This is a genomic window from Halocynthiibacter sp. C4, assembly GCF_028823805.1.
Taxonomy (GTDB): domain Bacteria; phylum Pseudomonadota; class Alphaproteobacteria; order Rhodobacterales; family Rhodobacteraceae; genus Falsihalocynthiibacter; species Falsihalocynthiibacter halioticoli.
This window is the reverse complement of sequence record NZ_JAPEIE010000001.1, coordinates 1,280,090-1,296,720: the sequence shown is the minus strand read 5'-3', so window position 1 is coordinate 1,296,720 and position 16,631 is coordinate 1,280,090. Positions and strand designations below refer to the sequence as shown.

At 54.2% G+C, this 16,631-nt stretch carries 16 protein-coding genes and 1 tRNA gene; 1 reads left to right on the top strand and 16 read right to left on the bottom strand.

Translation table 11 applies throughout. From position 1 onward, the window contains the following. Positions 1-3 precede the first annotated feature (3 nt). The 7 genes from OU789_RS06290 to OU789_RS06260 all read right to left on the bottom strand — a co-directional run bounded on the left by OU789_RS06290 (position 4) and on the right by OU789_RS06260 (position 6,449). The gene (locus OU789_RS06290; protein WP_274654210.1) at positions 4-1,389 is read right to left on the bottom strand and encodes a CpaF family protein; all 1,386 of its coding nucleotides are present in this window, start codon (positions 1,387-1,389) and stop codon (positions 4-6) included. After that, on the bottom strand, positions 1,382-2,602 hold the full coding sequence (locus OU789_RS06285) for an AAA family ATPase (RefSeq protein WP_274654208.1): 1,221 nt from the start codon (positions 2,600-2,602) through the stop codon (positions 1,382-1,384). Before OU789_RS06285 ends, OU789_RS06290 begins: the two co-directional genes overlap by 8 nt. A 19-nt stretch (positions 2,603-2,621) precedes the next feature. Next, on the bottom strand, positions 2,622-3,272 hold the full coding sequence (locus tag OU789_RS06280; protein WP_274654206.1) for a TadE/TadG family type IV pilus assembly protein: 651 nt from the start codon (positions 3,270-3,272) through the stop codon (positions 2,622-2,624). Then, positions 3,269-3,769 carry a TadE/TadG family type IV pilus assembly protein gene (locus OU789_RS06275; protein WP_274654204.1) on the bottom strand — a complete coding sequence of 167 codons (501 nt, stop codon included), beginning with the start codon at positions 3,767-3,769 and terminating at the stop codon, positions 3,269-3,271. The genes OU789_RS06280 and OU789_RS06275 overlap by 4 nt, the downstream gene beginning before the upstream one ends. After that, positions 3,766-5,211, bottom strand: coding sequence for a pilus assembly protein (locus tag OU789_RS06270; RefSeq protein ID WP_274654203.1), 1,446 nt, complete (start codon positions 5,209-5,211; stop codon positions 3,766-3,768). Before OU789_RS06270 ends, OU789_RS06275 begins: the two co-directional genes overlap by 4 nt. 21 nt (positions 5,212-5,232) lie before the next feature. Beyond that, positions 5,233-6,036 carry a Flp pilus assembly protein CpaB gene (gene cpaB / locus OU789_RS06265; RefSeq protein ID WP_263953248.1) on the bottom strand — a complete coding sequence of 268 codons (804 nt, stop codon included), beginning with the start codon at positions 6,034-6,036 and terminating at the stop codon, positions 5,233-5,235. A gap of 233 nt (positions 6,037-6,269) precedes the next feature. Next, a complete protein-coding gene (locus OU789_RS06260; RefSeq protein WP_274654200.1) occupies positions 6,270-6,449 on the bottom strand; it encodes a Flp family type IVb pilin in 180 nt (59 codons plus the stop codon). A gap of 552 nt (positions 6,450-7,001) precedes the next feature. Here OU789_RS06260 and OU789_RS06255 point away from each other — a divergent pair. Continuing rightward, the gene (locus OU789_RS06255; RefSeq protein ID WP_274654198.1) at positions 7,002-8,564 is read left to right on the top strand and encodes an amidohydrolase family protein; all 1,563 of its coding nucleotides are present in this window, start codon (positions 7,002-7,004) and stop codon (positions 8,562-8,564) included. 546 nt (positions 8,565-9,110) lie between these two features. Here OU789_RS06255 and OU789_RS06250 read toward each other — a convergent pair. The 9 genes from OU789_RS06250 to OU789_RS06210 form a co-directional block, all read right to left on the bottom strand. Next, positions 9,111-9,187, bottom strand: a tRNA-Arg gene (locus OU789_RS06250). Positions 9,188-9,278: 91 nt separating this feature from the next. Beyond that, positions 9,279-10,499, bottom strand: a complete 1,221-nt coding sequence (locus tag OU789_RS06245) for a cysteine desulfurase (protein WP_274654196.1) — start codon at positions 10,497-10,499, stop codon at positions 9,279-9,281. A gap of 27 nt (positions 10,500-10,526) precedes the next feature. Continuing rightward, the gene (locus OU789_RS06240) at positions 10,527-11,105 is read right to left on the bottom strand and encodes a YIP1 family protein (protein WP_274654194.1); all 579 of its coding nucleotides are present in this window, start codon (positions 11,103-11,105) and stop codon (positions 10,527-10,529) included. Beyond that, positions 11,102-11,602 (bottom strand): YIP1 family protein, encoded by a 501-nt coding sequence (locus OU789_RS06235; protein ID WP_263953308.1) that lies wholly within the window; start codon positions 11,600-11,602, stop codon positions 11,102-11,104. Before OU789_RS06235 ends, OU789_RS06240 begins: the two co-directional genes overlap by 4 nt. 3 nt (positions 11,603-11,605) lie before the next feature. After that, the gene (locus OU789_RS06230; RefSeq protein WP_274654192.1) at positions 11,606-12,877 is read right to left on the bottom strand and encodes a SufB/SufD family protein; all 1,272 of its coding nucleotides are present in this window, start codon (positions 12,875-12,877) and stop codon (positions 11,606-11,608) included. Continuing rightward, positions 12,877-13,632, bottom strand: a complete 756-nt coding sequence (gene sufC / locus OU789_RS06225) for a Fe-S cluster assembly ATPase SufC (RefSeq protein ID WP_274654190.1) — start codon at positions 13,630-13,632, stop codon at positions 12,877-12,879. Before sufC ends, OU789_RS06230 begins: the two co-directional genes overlap by 1 nt. Positions 13,633-13,674: 42 nt before the next feature. Beyond that, on the bottom strand, positions 13,675-13,971 hold the full coding sequence (locus OU789_RS06220; protein WP_263953311.1) for a hypothetical protein: 297 nt from the start codon (positions 13,969-13,971) through the stop codon (positions 13,675-13,677). Further along, positions 13,968-15,473: a Fe-S cluster assembly protein SufB gene (sufB, locus tag OU789_RS06215; RefSeq protein WP_263953312.1), complete on the bottom strand. Its 1,506-nt coding sequence runs from the start codon at positions 15,471-15,473 to the stop codon at positions 13,968-13,970. Before sufB ends, OU789_RS06220 begins: the two co-directional genes overlap by 4 nt. A 57-nt stretch (positions 15,474-15,530) precedes the next feature. Next, positions 15,531-16,595, bottom strand: a complete 1,065-nt coding sequence (locus OU789_RS06210; protein ID WP_274654187.1) for a cysteine desulfurase family protein — start codon at positions 16,593-16,595, stop codon at positions 15,531-15,533. Positions 16,596-16,631 lie beyond the last annotated feature (36 nt).

The following is a 16,631-nucleotide window of genomic DNA, read 5'->3' as shown; positions in this document are numbered from 1 at the left end:
GTCTCACCCCTTGTTCCGCGTGAAGGAAAACTCGCCAAGGTCGATCCCGGAAGCGATCAACTGGTCCGCGCAACGCGGCCGAATACCAGTGGGAACAAATTCACCCAAGAGTGAGCCGTCTTCGGCTCTGCCGTTACGGTGATAAACAAAGATATCCTGCATGGAGATTACATCTCCTTCTAGACCCGTAATCTCGGATATGCTGACCACACGGCGGCGACCATCAGACATCCGCGAAAGCTGAACAACGAAATGAAGCCCCGATGCGATCTGAGAGCGGATCGCCTTGAGCGGCAAGTCAATGCCGATCATGCTGACCATCTGTTCGATCCGGCCAAGCGCATCTCTTGCAGAGTTAGCGTGCACCGTTGTCATGGAGCCGTCATGGCCCGTGTTCATCGCCTGAAGCATGTCGAAGGTTTCGGCGCCACGGACCTCGCCAACGATAATCCGGTCTGGGCGCATACGAAGTGCGTTGCGAACAAGATCGCGCTGTAGCACAGCCCCTCCGCCCGAAGGTCCCGCAGGGCGCGTTTCGAGACGCACAACATGGTCTTGCTGAAGTTGAAGTTCGGCGGCGTCTTCGATTGTTACGATCCGTTCGCGCGGATCGATTTGGGCAGACATCGCATTGAGCATGGTTGTTTTACCCGACCCGGTTCCGCCCGAAATCAGAATGTTCATGCGCCCTTCAACAAGTGCGTGCAAAAGTTTCGCAGCAGAGTCAGACAAGCTCTCTGTTTCAATGAGGCGCTGCATTGTCAAAGGCACACGGCTGAATTTACGGATCGAGATCGAAGGGCCGTCAATCGCACAGGGCCGAATAATCGCGTTTACGCGGCTTCCGTCCTCTAGGCGGGCATCGACCCAAGGATTTGACTCATCAACCCGCCGTCCGATGCGCGACACGATCTTGTCGATGATCCGCAACAAGTGCTTCTCGTCGCGAAAGCGCGTTTTGGTGGCTTCAAGAACCCCATTGCGTTCGACGAATACTGTTTTGTGACCATTCACCAGAATATCATTCACGGTGGGGTCTTTCAGCAGCGGCTCAAGTGGACCAAGGCCAAGCACCTCGTCCATGAGTTCTGCTACGATGCGTTTGAACTCATCCGAGCGTACAGGCGTATTGTCTTTTTCCAGCGTCTCATTGACCAGAACTGAAACTTCATGGCGCAGGTCTTCGGGCTCGATCTTGTCAATAATCGACAGGTTCAGCCGATCAAGCAGCGCATCATGAAGGCGGCGTTTCAACTCAAGCGATTTGAGCAATTCAGCATCGTCTGCCTGCGTGTCAAACGCCTCGGGCTCGGAAACCAGATCGCTTGCCTTCAAAGGAATGACATTGTCATCCTCGGTCGACCCACGTTTTGCAAAACTCTTAAACATGCGGTGTTTCCTTTTTCACAACTGGGGTCGAGGAGGAGAGCGCTTCGAGGGTTGTTTGCCCAAGCTTATGTATACTGCGCGCCAACGGGGATCGCCCTGCAGCTCTTGCGAGAGGTTGCCCGCGGTCAGTGGCTTCACGCGCCGCGACAGGATCATAGGGCAACCAGCCCTGAAGTGGCCGCTCTAGAATTTTGGATGCTGCGGTGTGGTGCTTGCGCAAAACAACAGGCTTTTTCTCATGAGAAACAATAATATCGATTTGGAGATCACGGTGATCCTCGGTGAAAAAGTTGATCAACCGATAGGCGCTATTGATCGCGGGAACAGAACTATCTGTAACCAGCATCAAGCGATCCGTCATCTCGAGAACGCCGCTGACCCAATCCACAAGCGCATGGGGCAGATCAACAACCACATAATCGAACTCGGCCTGCAACAACTCGAGAACTGCGCGAACTTGCTCTACGGTCAAGCCATCAAGAGGCATGAAACGCGCCGGTGCCGTCAAAACCGAAAGACCCGAAGGAAGTGTTGTTAAAGCTTGCTGAAGAAAAAGTGCATCTGGCTCAGTGTTTTCTGCACCCATCTGATGCAGCGCGTCGCTGGCTTCAATATCAAGGAAACTCGCCACACTCCCGAATTGAATGTCCAGATCAACCAGAGCCACACGTTTGGTTGTTTTCTTCTTGAATACGCCCGTTTCCTGCATGAGCTCATTTGCAAGGTTTACGGCTACTGTCGTTGCACCAATACCGCCACGGGTCTGCGCCACAGTAATAATTTTTCCCAATGGGCGATGGTAAGGCGCACCTGAACGGTCGCGTTCCTTAACGGTTAAAGCTTCAACCACTTGGCGAAGATCATCCGCGGAAATTGAATCAGGTAGCACTTTGGTTGCACCTGCCCCTTCCAGTTGGCGGACATCATTCAGAGTGATGAGGTCGTCGGAAATCGCCAAAAGAACTGCACCGTCTTCAAGCATCTCCCGCAGGGCCTTTACAGCAACGATCGAACGCCGAACATCAGCGCCAACTTCGATCACTACAAAATCGCGGCTGTCTTCGAGTGTGAGAGCGAGGCCATTCACACCTCCAAGATCACGAAACTTCTCTGACAGCGGCGTATGCGGCAGCGTAGACAGCGTTTCAAACACCGATGACGCTTTTCCTTCTGATGGAGGAACGAGGGTGAGCGGCTTTTCTTTTGCTTTCATTTTCATTTCCTCTTTCGAATTACCCTGTGTTGCCATGAGACAAATCCTCGGCTGGCATTGAAACGCTCATGGTGGGAAAGCTTACGGTTGCCCCGAGCCCTGCTGGCGCAGTTGCCCCCGTCAGCCCGACAAGAGCGCCAAGCGGTGAGACAAACTGAAAATTCAGGTTTTGCAGTTCCACGGTGACAACCGGTACATATGGTCCACCGAGGAAGCCCAAATTTTCGTCGTAAGAATAAACAAACCGAAGGTTAGAGATTGTCGCATCATTCGGCAGAGCCCCCTGAAGCAAATCCCAGATCTCATTGGCCGTTGCGTTTCCTGCGGATCCGGCACACGCAATAACACCAGGGTTCGCACAAGTATTGACGCCTGCAGAACAGTTTGTGCCGAATTGCGGTGGTATCTGTGATTGCTCAAGCGGCCCGCGCGCGTTCACTTGTGGCACACTCGGACACGCCGCAGGACGAACCGTCGCTACGCGCGCGGCGACATGCATTGCATTTTCTGCGGTAACGTAATGAAACGCCATCCGGCCGAAGTCGATCATGCCGAAAAACAGCAATAGGAACAGCGGGATCACGATCGCCAGCTCCACCATCGTGACGCCCCGATCATCCCGCCAGATCGCGAACCAGTCTGTGGGTTTATGTTGGCCCACGCGCTTCATGTTCCAAACACCCGACTTTGATCCGAAATCGTTGTATTGATGGTCACAAGATTGCTTCCACCCGCGAAGGAAAAGACGCTGGCAAAGGGAAAGGTCACGGTTAAGTTGGCGGTAACTTCTGTCACTGGCGCTGGCGAGTTGCGATAAGTTCCAGACACGCAAGACAGACTTGGCGTAACGGAGGTAACGCTTATTCCGCTTGGGAAAAGGTTTGATCCGTCTTTGCTTTGGCGAATAATCGCCTCTAGATCAGAGGTATAGGTCCCCACGCTTCCGCCTGACAGACAGATATCGCGCGGTGTCACCCGTGCCAGATACCGTGCGGCATCACGAACACCCGAGGCAACGGCCTGATAGGACCACATCAGACGGCCGCCCTCTATGATCACAGCAAAAAACAGGAGCATCATCGGCAGCATGATCGCAAACTCGACAAGCGCTGCGCCACGTTCTTCGCGCCAGAACCGACGCAGGATATGCGATACAAAGCGGTTCATCGGTAAAGCTGAACGACGTCACGGAAAATGCCGCCGCTCCCTCCTGTTCCCGCACCACCAGGCCCGACACTTCCGATGACTTCGACCCAAAGGTCCAAAGTAGGCGGCGATAGGCCATCGTCTCCGACAGGCTCTGTGAGGAACACTTCGTAGAAATCTTCGACCGGAACGCCAGTTTCGGCACCGTTGATCGGATTGGCAGTGCAATCTATCCCCGCAGCGATAACGACGCGGCGTTTTGGATCGTTGGATTGGTGATTGGAACACTGCGGGCGGCCAGTCTCTGAAAGACCGCTCAGAATATCCGCCGTCGACGCTGGGTTCGGGCCGATCTCGGCGAGATAATACTCATAGCGGGTCGTCGCGGAAGGATGCGGATCAACACCGCCGTAGTTGGTATTTACATAATCGACCCGACCAGCAGCCCAGTCTCCATCGCCAAACCGTCCGCATGTGCCATTGACCAAACAAGTGTCGCGCGGCAGTCCAAGCGTGTCTGGGGAAATTTCTTCGCTATTCCCAATACATTGCCCACTTTTGGGGACTATTCCTTTGATTACATTGGGTGCAGGCGCATAGTCGGGGTCGTTCTTCTTCCCGTTCATGACGGCCTTGTAGATATCAAAACGCACGTTAAAGACAGAGTCACGAAGGCCGACTTTTTGACCGGGTTCAGTATCAACGCCGCGCTGTGAAAAACACTGGGTGATACTACCGATTGCACCCAAAAGACAGGCATCAAGCTGCGCGCCATTCTTGCCTTCGCAGGGCCCCTCGGTGTCGACAAGAAATTTGGATGGGTCGAGAAAACCGAAATCTCCCGGCCCCCATGCCGCGCCATTTCCGCCAGAGCGCAGCAAGATCATCATGCCTTCGGTTACAGGTGTGGGCGGCAAACAGAACATCAGCGGTGTCACATCACATGCGTATTGGGTAAAGCCCGCAACGGCGCTTGCGCGCGCCGTGGTGTCAGGTGCGGTATTGCCCGTTAAGCCAAAAAACGCGGCGCCAAATGTCATCTCCACATTCGATGGCTGTACAACAACGCGGGCATATCGCGCGTCACCGGGATCGGTTGTTGTGGCTGTTATCGCGGTTGTGTCACTTGCAGGCAGGTCGCTAAGGAAGGTGAGTGTGTAATCATTTGCTCCGGAAAGAAGCGCCCCGCCTGCCCCAAAGGTTTTGCTGTCGGAAATCAAGTTCGCCGCAGCTAAGGTTGCGCGATCAATTGCGTCGGCTTTGCCATCAAGCTCTCCAGCAGCAGCAAGCGCAACGCTATCAGCATAGGATTGCAACTCTGTTTGGGTAATTGAGACGCGCCCCAAATCAAACGATAGAGCCACGATGCCAAAGAAGATCACAAAGCTCACCCCCCAGAGCACCAGAGCGGCACCGCTCTCGTCTCTGACGAAGGTTTGATATGTTTTCCATTTGTGCAACATGGCTCGATCCAGACCTCAATCTCAGTTCACTTCGTGAAGAGTCAGGACATTTGCGCGGCGAACGGCAATTGTTCGCGAAGGCGCATCTTCCGGCAGCGGTGATACATCCTGCAAAAGGTCGCTCAAACGGATCGAGTCGAGTGGCTTGTCCTCAGTGTAATCGAGCGTCCGAAGGGTCAGGCTCAGTGTTCCGGCTTGCTGCGCTAAGGCGAGGCGCTGCCCCTGATCCGGCGTAACTTCAACCGTTACAGTACGGGCAACCTCGGGTGCATCCGTCTGCTCGTCGGCATCCTGATCTACGCCAATAACGCGAATGTTTTGGAGGATCGTTACGGCGCGCAGAGTTTCATCACGCCCCTGCGTCAGCAAGACATCGACGAAATCACCAGGTGTTACAAAGCCACCAACGGCAGTTTCGGCCGAGACCTTAATGGCCATGGCGCGCTGGTTTGTACCGATGGACTGAACGATTGTGACCTTCTCGCCGTAGTCGGAAACCTTGTTCACTTGAATGAGCTCATCCTTGGAAATCGCACGACGCGCACGGCGTGAGGGCTGCCCTTCTTCGGGAAGCAGCAGATCATAGCTTGTGAAAACGCCAAGAGGCACAGCATCCCGCGGCCAGTCAATTGTTCTGAGCATTCGGGCTTCGATGGCTTGCCCAAAAGCAATGTCGTTTGCAGCAACAATGACAGAGACCATAGCGGACTCATCATTTTGTACAGCAACGGCACTTCGCTTTTCGATCATATCTCGGGCGACGAAGGCCGATCCACCCGCGACTCCAAGTCCAATGAGGGCTGTTAATAAAGAACTAAGACGCATGGTATTTCCTTTCTGGGAGCGAAATCCAAAATAGATTTCTTTCAAACAGTTACGCGGCCATATCAAGGAGATGAAATGAACTGCGGCTGCTTTTCGCTAGTCGGCATTCTTGGGGAAGTGATGGCTCGACTAGCAGAGTGACCATCAGGGCTCTTATCGGTCTAGAGGGATGGATGGTGTTGCCCACTCTGTTTGGCGGAACAACACCATCACCAAGACCAATGGTAGAGGCCTTAGTTTGGCATCTGTGTGCCAGCGGCGCCCATGGCTGTTCCGATTTCGCCGCCAAGCGTGGTGAGAGCACCAACGCCAAGTGTGACGGCAAGTGCGATCGCAATGCCGTATTCAACGAGCGTAACGCCCTCATCATCATGACGAAGGCGGATGAAGGTCTTAAGAATCATATCTCGCATATCGAGACTCCTTACTGGTTATGAACGGCCAATCAGGCCAATAAAACAGCAGAACGAACCAACATGGCCCGTCACTGGCAGGAGTCTAGTTTATGAGCGCCCGCCCCCTTGCCGCATCATCGCAAACGGCCAGAATTACATGCTTAGGTTGTATGATTGACAGGTTTTTGATGAGTGAGTGCAGGAACTCAGGAAGCAAAATCGAACGCCAAAACAATGCATTCCCTGTGAAATAGTCTTCACATATCCACGCAATAACTTTTGAAAACAGCATTACGAGAAACGGCGCCATTAACGCTGAAGTACTAAAACAATCAGGGAAGTTAATGCCTGACACTGACCTTACTGCCGAGTGCGAAAGTCTCGGAACAGCATTTCAGCGTACCATTCTGAGGCGATGCACGGTAATTCTACACCTGAAACTTGACAGTTCGCAGTTTCGTCTGGAACAATTCTCGTTGACCATTGTTCGGGCCGCCGAAGCCGGCACATGACCCAAAAAATAGTCATTCATTTTTAGGCTTTTTCAATTTTGGGAATCGAGAATTCAACATGAATAGCGCTTTGAGAAACTCCGTTTTTGGCACCGCATTGTTCGTCACACTTACCACAGCGGCTAACGGGCAAACCTACGACCTTGTCATCAACAATGGCCGTGTCATCGATCCCGAGACGGGATTTGATGCCATAGCACACGTTGGTATCGTGGATGGCGAGATCGTTGAGATTGCACAATCGCAACTCGAAGGTGAAGAGGTTATCGATGCATCTGGGCTGATCGTAGCCCCCGGCTTCATCGATCTGCATTCCCATTCTGTTGTGGACCTTCCGGCCAACCGTTTGCAGGCGTTCGACGGGGTAACGACGGCATTGGAATTGGAATCCGGCGTGCTTCCGATTGCAGATTGGTATGCCAGCGTCGAAGCAGAAGGCAGAGCGACAAACTTCGGCGCAACTGCGTCATGGTCCTTCGCGAGGATTGCAACGATGGTTCCCGAAATGCCGCCAGTGGAACCTACCGCTGCTTGGTATCAGGGCGCATTCAACTATCCGCGTTGGACAACGAACGTGACGACCGAAGAAGAACTCGACAAGATCGTCGATCTTATCCAGCAAGGTCTGGACGATGGTGCGCTTGGGATTGGTGTTAATTCTGGCTACGTCCCTGGTGTAGGCGGCAAGGAATTGCTTCGCATTTGGGAATTGGCCGCAGAGAACGGCGTCCCGGTCAGCACGCATATGCGCAATTGGTCTGAGGCGGATCCTCTCAGTTCGCTTGAGGGGTTGGCGATGGTTCTTGGGCTGTCCGCGACGTCGGGCGCACGAACCAATATTTGCCACCTTCATTCAACTAACCTGCACGACACATTGAAGGCCGCCGACATGGTCGACAAGGCGCGCAGCATCGGCATTGACGTACACACAGAGGTCTATCCCTACGGCATTGCCTCGATGCCCATTGCCTCGGCTGTTCTGTTGCAGGCTGGCGAAGCCTTCCGTGCGCGCATGGGAATTGATTTTGACTCAGTCCGCCTTATCGCCAAGGGGCGCTGGATCGAGGACGAAGCGGACATGCGGGCCGAGCAAGACGCGGATCCGGGTCAATTCATCATCATGCGATACCTAGACGAGGAAGACGCGACTGACGCAGACATTCTTCGCAAAGTCACCGCACTTCCTTGGATCGCCATTGCCTCGGACTCCATTCCCTACACGCAGCCAGACGGCACACCGATAACCGGACAGGAATGGCCCATGCCCGACAACGCATTCTCTAATCCGCGCAGCGCTGGAACCTACGGCAAGTTCCTTCGTGAATGGGTTCGGGAAGACGAGTTACTGGACTGGCCCGAAGCGATTGCCAAAGTGTCGCTGATCCCCGCACAACTGTTTGATGGGCAGGTACCGGCTATGGAACGCAAAGGACGCCTTCAAGAAGGTATGGACGCCGATATCACCGTCTTTGATCCGGAAACGATTGGCGACCGCGCAACTATCGATCGCCCCTTCGAAACGACTGAAGGCATAGAATATCTGATCGTAAACGGCACCGCAGTTATCAGCGGCGGAGAGATGGACACCAACGTTCTTCCCGGCCAGCCGATCCGGAAATAGGTTGTTGAGGACCAAGGTAATGTGACATTTCGGCGTCCGCGATCTTAATGATCATATCGCCAACAGGTAAGCCCGATGGATCTTAATTTCGGGCTTACTCAAACCAACGACCGTCCGTTTTGCGCCGCGCCTGAGGTCGATACGCGAATGTGCAACCGCGTTTCTCGGGGAGACAGCAGTATCGCAATGCGTGCCCGCCATTAGGTCGCCTAGACATTGCGTTTTAGTTTGAGGCGCTATTTGAGGATTCAGAGACAGTTCCATTTTCTGGCTGGCCGTCGCGTTAACAATCGATAGGAAATCAGCAGTTGTCCTGCTGATCCGAAACTGCACCTACGATCACGCTCCGATAGGCTGCTGAGAATTGATTCAATGTCCAAGCATGTTTGGTCATATCGCCAGCCTCATGCTCCGATGAGATGTCAAAACCAATACTCTCAGCGATCTACACCCTCGTTGAATAAACTTTAGAAACAGGCTTACTACGCTCAAAATTCACATTGGCGTTTTGAAGCAAACGAACACATTTAACAAACAAGGTGATGATGGCGCACCCGAGAGGATTCGAACCTCTGGCCTCTGCCTTCGGAGGGCAGCGCTCTATCCAGCTGAGCTACGGGTGCGTTATGCGGTTCATAGGCAATTCAGCGCGGCCCTGCAATCGGAAATTGCGCATTGGCTGCGATGGTGCGTCGGGTTTAGCCAAAGCGCTCGTTAGGCGAAAAGTTCGTGGCAGAGTTCCAAGGCATCAACCAACGTGTCGACCTCTTCGCGGGTGTTATAAAGGCCGAAACTTGCCCGCGCGGTTGCTGTTACGCCCAGATGCGCCATCAATGGTTGGGCGCAGTGGTGTCCGGCGCGCACGGCAACGCCCTTTTTGTCGAGCACTGTCGAGACATCATGCGCATGGGCTCCGCCGTTCAAGGTGAGCGAAAAAATCGCACCTTTGGTCGCGGAATTCCCTTGAATATTCAGCCAGTTGAGCCCCGAAAACCGCTCGTTTGCATAGTCTCGAAGACCCGCCTCATGGGCGGCAATCTTGTCCATCCCGAGGTCCATCAGATATTCAAGCGCAGCACCAAAACCCGTTGTCGGGACAATCGCTGGCGTACCGGCTTCAAACTTCATTGGTGGGTCGTTGTATGTCACGACGTCGCGCGAAACTTCACGGATCATGTCTCCACCCCCAAGGAACGGGCGCATCTCGGCCATGCGTTCCGGCCGGATATAGATCGCACCAGAACCGCTCGGACCATATAGCTTGTGGCCGGTGATCGCATAGAAATCGCAGCCGATATCCTGCACATCCACTGGCGCATGCACACAGCCCTGTGATCCATCAACCAAAACAGGAACACCCTTTTCATGAGCGCCCTTGGTGATGGCTTTCACATCAACCAATGTCCCGAGCACGTTCGACATTTGTGTCACTGCAATCAGTTTGGTGCGGGGTGTGATGGCATCCAGAACCGCTTGGGGATCAAGATCTCCTTTGTCGTCGACATCGACCCAAACCAGCTTCACACCCAAACGCTCGCGCAGGAAATGCCACGGCACGATATTGGCATGGTGCTCCATGATCGAGAGGATGATCTCGTCACCCGCTTCCATACGCGGCATTGCCCAACTGTAGGCAACCATGTTGATACCCTCGGTGGTACCGGAATTCATCACGATATGATCTTCGGAGGCGGCATTCAGGAACCGCGCAATCGTGCCGCGCACGGCCTCATATTTCTCTGTCGCCAGGTTAGAAAGGTAATGCAAGCCTCTGTGAACGTTGGAATATTCCATTGAATAGGCTTGGGTAATCGTATCGATCACAACCTGCGGCTTTTGCGCGGAGGCGCCGTTATCTAAATAGACCAACGGCTTGCCGTTCACTTCCCGCGAAAGGATCGGAAAGTCGGCGCGGATTTTTTCGATATCGTACATTAGCCCACCATTAGCCCGTTGGGCCTCTTAAACTGGTTGCCCAAAAAGGGTAAACAAAAACAATAGAATAAAGGCCAAACCAAAGATCATACCGATGATCAGACCCGTCGCTTTCCACACGCTTTCAAAACCGTGAACCTCGGCAACATAGGCGGCCATGAGGTAGATCAGGTAAAAGACGCCAACAGTCAGCAACACTGCGCCAAGCGCAGGCGAGACCAATGAGGCCAGCGCGAATACGACTTGAAACAGGATGGTCACGCCTTGATGAACGCTCATCGCGAGGAGGACGTCCTGAAAGTCTCCAGTTCCGCCGATCATCCGCCCGCCCCAGTAGAGCACAACGGAAGTTACCGCGAGATTTCCGCCCGCCACGAGGATGTAGCCAATCGGCGCGATCATGCCCTCTGCCCCTTCGGGCGCAGGAGCCAAAGCCCCAATTCCATAGGCAACAATCGATGCCAGCACGATCATCAGCGCGGCAAGTTGAAAGAGAGTCGCGCCGCGAATACCCATATCAAGTACCGCCCGCATGCCAAGTCGGGGCGTACGGAGGAGTAGCTTAGTCAGGTCAGCGATTGTGCCTTCTGTCCCGGATTGGCTCACGATTGGGACTCCTTGAGATAAGTACCCGCTGCGCGCAGACAGGCAAATAAAACGATAAGATAAACAGCAAGCAAAATAACATTTACAGCGGTAAGCGCCGGCCCTACTCCGATCAACCCTGCCACAAGCCCCTGTAGAATCCAAAGAGGTGTGGTAACAAGCAAAGCCCAAAACAGCGCCATACGTGTTGTAAACGCATGGGCCTGCATCCGCAGAACTTTCTGCACGAGGACAAGCAGAAAACTCAGCCCATAGGCCACCAACGGCACAAAGAATAGCCAACCGAGGATCGCCGCCCCTGCCCGCGCATCAAGTGGAATGCTCGGATCAAGATGCGCCTCCCGCGCTAGACGCGGAAGTTGCGACACAAAGATAATGAAACACGAGATCATCAAATAAGACAGAACCCGCGCCTCGCTCACACCTTCGCGCAGTTGGCGCGCAAAGGCCCGACCGGGAGCGCGGTAACTATCCGTCATGTCACGTGTGACCGACATGGCCTATCCCTTGAGGTTGCGAAGCCAGAACTCTAGCTGGTCTTGAACGGCCGCACGCAAATCGTCATCGGCGATCTCGTCCAACGCTTCAGCAAGGAAGGCCAGCACAAGTAGCTCCTGCGCCTCACGGCGTTCGATCCCGCGCGACCGAAGGTAGAACAGAGCTGTCTCGTCGATCGCGCCTGTTGTGGAACCGTGGGAACAGGCCACATCATCGGCATAGATCTCAAGCTCAGGCTTGGCATAGAACTGCGAGTCTTCATCCAGCAGGAGCGATTGCGAAATCTGGTAACCGTCGGTTTTCTGAGCATCTGGCTTCACCAGAATTTTGCCCTGAAACACGCCAGTTGCCCCGTTACGAAGCACCTTTTTAAACACCTGACGGCTTTCGCAATGCACGGCGTCATGGGTGATAAAGACCGTGTCGTCGTGATGGAAATCTTTTCCGTCACCAATCGCCGCGCCACCGACGTGCGCCGAGATATTGTCACCCAAAATCTCGATCACGCACTCGTTCCGCGTGAGGGTGCCATTGGCCGTCAGCGTAAAGCTTTTGAACTCCGCATCATCTTGCATACGCGCGAATGTGTGGCTCAAAAGGCTGCGCTCGTGATCGCGCCCTTGGGTGCGGATGTGATTAAACGCACCTTCTTTGGCGACGTCTACTTCAAGCGCGGTATTGCTACGCGCACCGGGCGTACCAGTTTCCAGCAACGTCAGGCTCGCGCCCTCTTCTACCTTCACAACATGGTGCAAGATCACGTCAGCCTCGCCCGCGATATAGCGGATCAGAACCGGACGCTCGACTTTACCTTTCGCGTGGATCAGCACACCTTCGGTTGCGAGCGCCGTGTTAAGCGCTGCGAGAGGACGCGCAACAGGCGTTTGCCCTGCAGTCTCAAGTGTGCCGTAAATCTCGCCAGCCCAATGAATGTCCGCCGCTGCAGAAAGCAGATCAATCGTCAGGTTCTCGCCCTCAAGTGCGTCCGAAGCCTCGGCGTCAAACACGCCATCACGCAACACCAAAGTCAGCGGGTTCGCCGCGTCAAACGGGCTCTCGTCAAGGTTCAATGCCCCTGCCGCAGCAGGCTCCGCGACAGTCAGTGCGTCAGGGCGGGTAAATCTCCAATACTCATCGCGCCGCGTAGGTAGGCCCATGTCAGCAACACGCGCCGCCGCCGAGCGACGGGCGGCTTGGGTTGCGCCTTTGGCCACGGCTTCCAATCCGGCAAGCCGATCCGCAAGCAGCGCGTCAGTTTCGAGCGCCAATGCCATTAGTCTGCCTCCGCCAGAAGATCACCATAACCGTTGTTTTCAACTTCGAGCGCGAGCTCTGGGCCGCCGGATTTGATGATTTTACCGTTATACATGATGTGAACGACATCCGGCTTAATATGGTCCAGAAGACGCTGATAGTGCGTGATAACAAGGAAGCTGCGTTTTCCGTCCCTCAGGGCATTCACACCTTCAGACACGAGTTTCATCGCATCAACGTCAAGGCCGGAGTCGGTCTCGTCAAGAACACACATCTTCGGCGCAAGCATCGCCATCTGAAGGATTTCGTTGCGCTTTTTCTCGCCACCGGAGAAGCCGACGTTGACGGGGCGCTTAAGCATTTCCGGATCGATCTTGAGGTCTTTGGCAATCGCGCGCACTTCCTTAAGGAATTCACCTGCAGAAAGTTCGTCTTGGCCGCGCGCTTTACGCTGTGAGTTCACCGCTGTACGCAGGAAGGTCATGTTGCCCACACCAGGAATTTCGACCGGATATTGGAACGCAAGGAACATGCCGAGGGCTGCGCGCTCTTCTGGGTCAAGATCAAGGAGGTCTTCGCCATCAAGCGTTGCTGATCCTGCTGTCACCTCATAGCCGTCACGGCCAGAAAGAACATAGGACGTGGTCGATTTACCAGAGCCATTCGGCCCCATAATCGCATGCACTTCGCCCTCTCCGACGGTCAGGTTTACACCACGAAGGATTTCTTTATCCTCGTCTTCAAGTTTCACGTGCAGGTTTTTGATTTCTAACATTTATCTCTCGTCTTTTCTTCAGCCAACGTAACGTGCAGAGGGTCACTCTGAGGTGGTTGGGGTGCTTAGGATACGGACACATGCAAAGGTAAGCAGCATCCAGAAAACAAATAGAATGAAGCCGATAACGACTTCCGCAGGGCCAATTTGCTCAGAGGCAATTCGACCCGTGATGTATAGATAGTGAACGAACTCGTCGTGGAGCATCGCCAGAACAAAAACCAGAATTTGGCCAAGCAGAACGAATGTCAGAGATTGGTTCTCTGAGTTCATGCGCCCATAGCGACCGAGCATAATCCGGTTGCCGTCTGAGGCTTTTTGCTCCGGCTTATCGGTCATCCAACGGATCCTTCGAGCGAAATGGCAACAAGGGCTTGTGCTTCCATGGCAAATTCCATCGGCAATGCTTGCAGCACATCCTTACAGAACCCGTTTACAACAAGCGCCACGGCGTCTTCTTCGCCAATACCGCGTTGACGGCAATAGAAGAGTTGATCGTCGTCCACCTTGCTGGTCGTTGCTTCATGTTCCACACGGCTCGAGTTGTTCTTGACCTCGATATAGGGAACGGTGTGCGCACCGCATTTATCGCCGATCAGCAAGCTATCGCACTGCGTAAAGTTACGGCTGTTCTGCGCTTTCGGGTGCATGGCAACCTGACCGCGATAGGTGTTTTGCGCCTTACCAGCGGAAATACCTTTGGATACGATCCGCGATTTGGTGTCTCGGCCAAGGTGGATCATCTTGGTGCCGGTATCGGCCTGCTGGTAGTTGTTCGCAATGGCGATGGAGTAAAACTCGCCTTGGCTTTCAGCACCTCGCAAGATGCAGGACGGATACTTCCACGTTACCGCAGAGCCCGTTTCAACCTGTGTCCACATCACCTTGGAGCGGTCACCACGGCAGTCAGCACGTTTGGTCACGAAGTTATAGATACCGCCTTTGCCTTCTTCATCGCCCGGATACCAGTTTTGTACCGTGGAGTATTTAACCTCGGCATCTTCCTCGACGATGATTTCGACCACAGCAGCGTGAAGCTGCGCGGTATCGCGTTTTGGCGCCGTGCAACCTTCAAGATAGCTCACATAGGAGCCTTTGTCGGCAATGATCAATGTGCGCTCGAACTGGCCGGTGTTTTCGGCGTTGATACGGAAATAGGTCGACAGCTCCATTGGGCAGCGCACACCAGGCGGCACGTATACAAACGAGCCATCCGAGAACACAGCCGAGTTGAGCGTTGCATAGAAGTTGTCCGAAACCGGAACCACAGAGCCGAGGTATTTCTTAACCAGCTCCGGATGCTCGCGGATCGCTTCGGAAATCGAACAGAAGATAACGCCCGCCTTCTTCAGGTCCTCTTGGAATGTGGTGCCGAGAGAGACAGAGTCAAACACCGCATCAACCGCAACCTTGCGCTCTTCTTCGGGGACTTCAACACCAGCAAGGAGCGCCTGCTCTGCCAGCGGAATACCGAGTTTCTCGTAGGTTTCGAGCAGTTTTGGATCTACCTCATCAAGCGATTTCGGCTTTGTCTCCATGCTCTTTGGACGGGCATAGTAATAGATATCCTGAAAATCGATATCAGGGTAATCCACCATCGCCCAAGTGGGCTCTTTGAGCTTTTCCCAACGCTCGAACGCGGCCAGACGCCATTCGGTCATCCACTCCGGCTCTTCGTTTTTCTCGGAAATCAAACGGACGATATCAGGGTTCACACCTTTGGGTGCGAAATCCATCTCGATTTCGGTATTCCAGCCGTGTTTGTAGTTTCCGGCGAGCGATTTCACCGCATCTACGGTTTCCTCTTCAACACCATCTTTGACTTTAACCTGATCCAACACCGGACCCCCTTTGTATTCCTACGCCTCACGGACATGCCGCGAAGCAACTCAATTCTGTTACCGCCGCGCCGCGTGGCGCTTGTATGCTTTGCTCCAAGCCTCGGCAAACCGATAAACTTGATCTTCAGTTGTCTCCGGCCCGAGCGACACACGCAGTGCCGAGGCCGCTTCATCCGTGCTATAGCCCATTGCCGTCAAAACACGGCTTGCGCGCACCTTGCCCGAGGAACAGGCTGATCCCGCCGAAACAGCAAATCCGGCAAGGTCCATCTGCATCACCTGTGTCTCGCCCTTCCATCCCGGAGTGATGAAACATGAGGTATTCGGAAGGCGCGCTCCGCTATTTCCGACAAAAATAGTCTCTTTCACAGATTCTGCCAGCGCTTTTTCTAGAATCTTTCTAAGTTTCTCGATTTCGTCCCATCTGCCTTCGGCCAAATCCCGCGCAGAGGCCTCTGCTGCAGCGCCAAAACCGGCAATCCCGATGAGATTTTCCGTACCAGAGCGCCGCCCCATTTCCTGACCACCGCCAAGCGATGGCGCAATTTCAACGCCTTTTCCAAGGATCAGCGCCGCCGCGCCCTTTGGGCCACCGAACTTGTGACCAGAGCAAATCGCTGCCTGTGCCCACGCTTCAGAAAAATTGAACGGAATTTTGCCGAGCGCTTGTGTCGCATCCACTAAATCAACCGGTCGGCGGCGAAACGCCGACTGAATCACGCCGGTTTCTGAATTGGCCACCTGAAGCGCTGCAAGTGGTTTGTCTTTGGGCCAAACGACCTGCCCGTCGTGATCAACCGGAACCTCTGCACCTCCAAGCGCAGTAATCTGCGCACCAACCGCGTCATGCTCTACCGCAGCAGCAGAAACATCGGACCGCCCCGCAAACCACATCTGCGCAGCTTCGGTTGCGCTTGAACAAAAGACGATATCCTGCGGATCACACCCCGCTAACGCCGCCACCTGCCCGCGCGCGCGTTCAATCAGCCCCTTGGCCGCACGCCCTTCGGCATGCACGCTCGACGGGTTTCCGACCACATCCATGGCCACAATCATCGCCTGCCGCGCTTCATCGCGCAGCGGTGCGGTTGCATTCCAATCCAGATAGACGCGCTCAGCCATACCGAAACAGTTTTCCAATCATTCGAAATTTAAGTG

Excerpts from the sequence above, each read along its gene's own strand:
- OU789_RS06285 (WP_274654208.1), bottom strand. The coding sequence starts at position 2,602 with ATGAAAGCAAAAGAAAAGCCGCTCACCCTCGTTCCTCCATCAGAAGGA.
- OU789_RS06290 (WP_274654210.1), bottom strand. The coding sequence starts at position 1,389 with ATGTTTAAGAGTTTTGCAAAACGTGGGTCGACCGAGGATGACAATGTC.
- OU789_RS06220 (WP_263953311.1), bottom strand. The coding sequence starts at position 13,971 with ATGACCGATAAGCCGGAGCAAAAAGCCTCAGACGGCAACCGGATTATG.
- cpaB (WP_263953248.1), bottom strand. The coding sequence starts at position 6,036 with ATGCGTCTTAGTTCTTTATTAACAGCCCTCATTGGACTTGGAGTCGCG.
- OU789_RS06280 (WP_274654206.1), bottom strand. The coding sequence starts at position 3,272 with ATGAAGCGCGTGGGCCAACATAAACCCACAGACTGGTTCGCGATCTGG.
- OU789_RS06260 (WP_274654200.1), bottom strand. The coding sequence starts at position 6,449 with ATGCGAGATATGATTCTTAAGACCTTCATCCGCCTTCGTCATGATGAT.
- OU789_RS06235 (WP_263953308.1), bottom strand. The coding sequence starts at position 11,602 with ATGTCGGTCACACGTGACATGACGGATAGTTACCGCGCTCCCGGTCGG.
- OU789_RS06270 (WP_274654203.1), bottom strand. The coding sequence starts at position 5,211 with ATGTTGCACAAATGGAAAACATATCAAACCTTCGTCAGAGACGAGAGC.
- sufC (WP_274654190.1), bottom strand. The coding sequence starts at position 13,632 with ATGTTAGAAATCAAAAACCTGCACGTGAAACTTGAAGACGAGGATAAA.
- OU789_RS06210 (WP_274654187.1), bottom strand. The coding sequence starts at position 16,595 with ATGGCTGAGCGCGTCTATCTGGATTGGAATGCAACCGCACCGCTGCGC.
- OU789_RS06255 (WP_274654198.1), top strand. The coding sequence starts at position 7,002 with ATGAATAGCGCTTTGAGAAACTCCGTTTTTGGCACCGCATTGTTCGTC.
- OU789_RS06230 (WP_274654192.1), bottom strand. The coding sequence starts at position 12,877 with ATGGCATTGGCGCTCGAAACTGACGCGCTGCTTGCGGATCGGCTTGCC.
- OU789_RS06275 (WP_274654204.1), bottom strand. The coding sequence starts at position 3,769 with ATGAACCGCTTTGTATCGCATATCCTGCGTCGGTTCTGGCGCGAAGAA.
- OU789_RS06245 (WP_274654196.1), bottom strand. The coding sequence starts at position 10,499 with ATGTACGATATCGAAAAAATCCGCGCCGACTTTCCGATCCTTTCGCGG.